Origin of the sequence: Paraburkholderia sp., assembly GCF_049581445.1 — a bacterium.
In the GTDB taxonomy this organism is placed as follows: domain Bacteria; phylum Pseudomonadota; class Gammaproteobacteria; order Burkholderiales; family Burkholderiaceae; genus Paraburkholderia.
In genome coordinates this window covers 1-3,953 of the sequence record NZ_JBAURZ010000390.1, presented here as the reverse complement: position 1 = coordinate 3,953, position 3,953 = coordinate 1, and the positions used below count along the sequence as shown (strand labels likewise).

Here is a 3,953-nt window from a genome sequence, read left to right as displayed (position 1 = left end):
GGGCTGCAAGGCCCCGAGCAACGCCATCACACCGGCGCTCAGCCCCTGCGCGACGGCCCAGTAGCCTGCACTGAGGTAGACACCTTGGAGTAACGCACCTGCGACCAGATGCTTGCCGAGATCCCGGCCCCTCGGCCACGCGGTGCGCGCAAACGCAGCGGCGAGCGCGAACAGCAGCGCAGTGCCGCCGAAACGGGCCAACAGGAACAGGTTGGGGTCAGCAAATGGCGTGATGGCACGGGCCACCACGAAGCCCGTCGACCAGAGCACGACAAAGACAGCAGCAAAAAGCGTAGCGAGCATGAGACGTCGGCCAGGCGGCGTAGATGACGTAAAAGGCTCGCAGTATGAGGTGGGCGAGGCGGCACGTCTTGTTCGAGGCTGCAATGAGGCAATCGCCCCAGCAAGACTCACCGTGCCAGGAAAACGGCCCCCGCGCCGAGCAGGCCGCCGCATACCACGCACGCCCACAACAGGACTCGCGTGCGTCGATATTCCCGCCCAATCTCCTGCATCAGTTGCGCATGCTGCCGGGTGCCCGCCGTGTCGTGCTGACGCTGCAGGTAGCGCACCGCCAGTTGCGGCAGGCGCGGCAGCATATGGGCGAGGTGTGGCAACTCCTGCCCGACACGCTTGATCCAGCCGCGATGATCCAGATCACGTTGCGCGATGCCGGCCAGAACGCCACGCGCAACGTTCCATGTATCGACACCCGGATGAAGCGCTCGCGCGAGCTCTTCGGCCTGCACAAAGGAACGCTGGGCCGTCGCGAGCCGTGGCGACACGGTGCCTTCGAAGGGTTGCACCGCATGCAGCAGATGATGGAACAACGCACCCGCCGATCGATCCTGCGACTCGGCCGCGAAGTGCGCTTCGCTACGGCGTCGCAGTTCGGCTTCGAGCACTTCGGTTCGCGTCGATGCATCCACATGCCCCGCGTCGCGATGCAGATCGGCGAGGCGCGCGTAGTCCTGATCGAAGAGAGCCGTGGCGCCATGCACGAAGAACTCGCGCTCGTGCGACGAGAGGCTCGACATAGCGGCGAATTCCGCCAGCACGATGCGCCCGTTCGTGTCCGGTTCGATGCTGACGCGAACGTGCTCGGCATCGAACGCCGCGTGAAAGAAGCCGTGCTCGAATGCCTGCTCGGTGACCACTTCGACGATATGCGTCGCGAGTCTCACGGGCCTGATGTGATGCTCCAGCAGACCGGCGAGATTGGTCGCGGCAACCGTCTCCAGATGCTGAACGGCGAGAGTTTGCGCCGTGCAAAACTCCCAGATCACATCCGGTACGACGAGACGCTTGTCGTTGTCGAAATGGTGCCCCGTCTGACTCAGATTGGCCGCTTCGGTGCGCAGGTCGAAGCGCCGCATCACGTCTTCTGTGAACGACTGCGCAAGCGCTTTCACGTGCAAACGGCGCGCGCTCCCGGAAAATTTCTCCAGCGAACGCGCCACCCAGCGCAGCAAAGCCAGTTCATCACCAATTTGCTGGACCTGCGCCGCGCGCACGAACTTGATCGAGATGTCGCTATGGCCGTTGATCGGCTCCGCGAGCCGTGCGAGATGCGTCTGTTCGGCGAAACCGCTACGCGCGGGCACCAATTCGATCCGGCTAAACAGCACCGCCAGAGGACGCCCCAGCGCACGCGCGAGCGCGGCCTCCACCTCGGGCGGCGGGAGCGGCTCTTCCATACGGCCGACTGCCTCGAAGGCTTCGTGTAGTGTGCCCGTGGCCAGTTCGGGCCGCTCGGCGAGCGTCTGGACAAAGGTGCTGGCGAGCGGCCCCAAGGCGGGCAGCATGCTGTGCAGGCTATTGCGGCCGCTCTCGGAGGCGTGCACGCGCTTGATGAGCGTGATGGCCCAGTGCAGCTTGTGCTCGCGGGGCGCCGCGAGCCAGATCAGGCGAGCGCCGAAACGTAGCGCATGGCAAAGCAACAGGAATCGGCGAAACAGTGGCGGCATTGGCGGATTGGTTGACGGATCGCGCGTCACCCGACGCGCTGGCTGGACGCTCAGGTTAGCAGTTATGCGCCAGGAAGGGCAGATGAAGACGCATTAGGGCGGATAAGGACGTATCCCTTACTACCGTCCTGCAATACGGCGGCTTCCCGAACCTCTCTGTACGCCGCTCGCGGCTCTCTGCCAAATGCTCGCAGAACAACGTCAGCCCCTTTCCTGACGGTCTACTATTGCAAAACCTACGCTGAAACTCACGCGGCGGTTCGTGCGCGGTCTCCAGTACTGTACTGATATTCAGAGTTGGCGCTCGACGTGTCCGTCCCGGCATGCAGTATTGTTCGCACGCGACAGTGCGAACCGGCTTGTGAACTCCGTCGTGAGCACATCCGTGTGATTGCGCGAGATATCTCGCCAAGCCTGGCCTGGCTAACGCGGCCGTGCGGTAGCCGACATCGGCGGAAACCGAGTCACTGGGTCCATCATGTCAATTGACTGTTCCGCCAGTCACGCGGCGTCATGCCGAATTGCGAGATGAACCACTTCGTAAACGACCCCTGCTGCGAGTAGCCTAGCAGTCCGGCGATCCGGCCGATCGGATAGCGCGGGTTGCTCATGTAGCGCGCGGCAAGGTCGCGCCGTACTTCATCGACCAAGGTCGAGAAACTGGTGTCGGCCGATCCAAGCTGACGCTGCATGGTGCGCACGCTCAGACGCAGATGGCGCGCAACCAGTTCGACCGTAGCCTGCTCAAGCGGGAGCAGCAAATATATCGCCTTCCGTACTTCAAGCGCAGTTGAATCCGCACCCGCCACATTCAGCGAAGCGGTAAGGCTCTCGGCATATCGCACTAACTCGGGATCAGCGGCCGGATTCGGGTAGTCGAGATCCGCAGCCGCACACACGAGTCCGTTGAAGTCGCTGCCGAACTCTAGCGGACAGCCGAAGAAGCGTCGATGAAACGTCACGTCTGGGTGTCGTGCGTGGGTGAAATGGACGGCACGTGGCTTCCAGTGATCGCCCAGCAGCACGCTGGAGTGGCGCGCGAGGACACCGAGCGCAAGTTCGATCGCCTGCTTCGTAGAGGTCCCAGGTTCAACGACGAGCTCCTCGCGAATCGTGACAGTTTCGCCTGAGTCTTCGACATGGATGGCCAACGCTTCGTTGAGCAAATGCCGGTATTCGGCTGCGGCCAGCAACACCTCGCGCAGCGTGCGTTTGTGCGCGAGCAGGATATTGACCATGCCGGTTCCGAATGTCTGCCGGGTTTCAGCCATTTGCAACGCGAAAGATGAGCATGAGCCCTTTTCGGCCGAGAGTTCCAGTAGCCGGCAGCAGGCGGCGGCCGGAACGCGATCGTCCGGATTCGCAAGCGCTGCGGCATCGATCCCGACCTGCTGCGCGAGCTCGATCGGGTTCAGTCCGAGCCGCCGCGTCACATCGAAAAAACCGCTCATCGCTATCGACCGCAGCATGGTTTCCATTTCTGCCCTCCGCATTGACCTTGTGGGCTGTGCCGGTCGGTGCCTGTTACGCCTTAGGTGTTTTCACGGAGTGGCATGAAAAGCTAAAACGATGGCGCCCAATAACAAAAGTGTAGCGCGCTATTCCCGTAATGTGCAGCCATCGGTTCGGTGTTTTCGCATGACATGACGTGGCACCGAAAGGCCATCACCCCACACAGGAGAGAGAGATGCAGTTCCTCGACGATTCGTTGCACCCTGAGAATCAGGACAAGGTAGTGATCACCACCGCCCCGTACGGCCCGGAATGGATGCCCGAGGACTTCCCGCAAGACATTCCGGTGACGATGGAAGAGCAGATCCAGAAGGCGGTCGACTGCTATGAAGCGGGTGCCACGGTGCTGCACCTGCACGTTCGGGAACTGGACGGCAAGGGCTCGAAGCGGCTGTCGAAGTTCAACGAGCTGATCGCGGGCGTGCGCGCTGCGGTGCCCGACATGATCATCCAGGTTGGCGGCTCGATCTCGTT

The 3,953-nt window shown here is 62.4% G+C and carries 3 protein-coding genes and 1 pseudogene; 1 reads left to right on the top strand and 3 read right to left on the bottom strand.

The genetic code is table 11. From position 1 onward, the window contains the following. The 3 genes and pseudogenes from WCA85_RS33635 to WCA85_RS33625 all read right to left on the bottom strand — a co-directional run. Window positions 1-303: pseudogene (locus tag WCA85_RS33635) on the bottom strand (EamA/RhaT family transporter); the annotation flags it as partial. A 107-nt stretch (window positions 304-410) separates the two neighbouring features. Further along, window positions 411-1,967, bottom strand: a complete 1,557-nt coding sequence (locus WCA85_RS33630) for an ABC1 kinase family protein (protein WP_424069820.1) — start codon at window positions 1,965-1,967, stop codon at window positions 411-413. A 476-nt stretch (window positions 1,968-2,443) separates the two neighbouring features. Then, complete coding sequence (locus tag WCA85_RS33625; protein ID WP_424069818.1) at window positions 2,444-3,445, bottom strand: AraC family transcriptional regulator; 1,002 nt, start codon at window positions 3,443-3,445, stop codon at window positions 2,444-2,446. 209 nt (window positions 3,446-3,654) lie between these two features. Here WCA85_RS33625 and WCA85_RS33620 point away from each other — a divergent pair. Beyond that, window positions 3,655-3,953 (top strand): 3-keto-5-aminohexanoate cleavage protein (locus WCA85_RS33620; RefSeq protein WP_424069816.1); only part of this gene is annotated, 299 nt, incomplete at its 3' end.

Excerpts from the sequence above, each read along its gene's own strand:
- WCA85_RS33630 (WP_424069820.1), bottom strand. The coding sequence starts at position 1,967 with ATGCCGCCACTGTTTCGCCGATTCCTGTTGCTTTGCCATGCGCTACGT.
- WCA85_RS33625 (WP_424069818.1), bottom strand. The coding sequence starts at position 3,445 with ATGGAAACCATGCTGCGGTCGATAGCGATGAGCGGTTTTTTCGATGTG.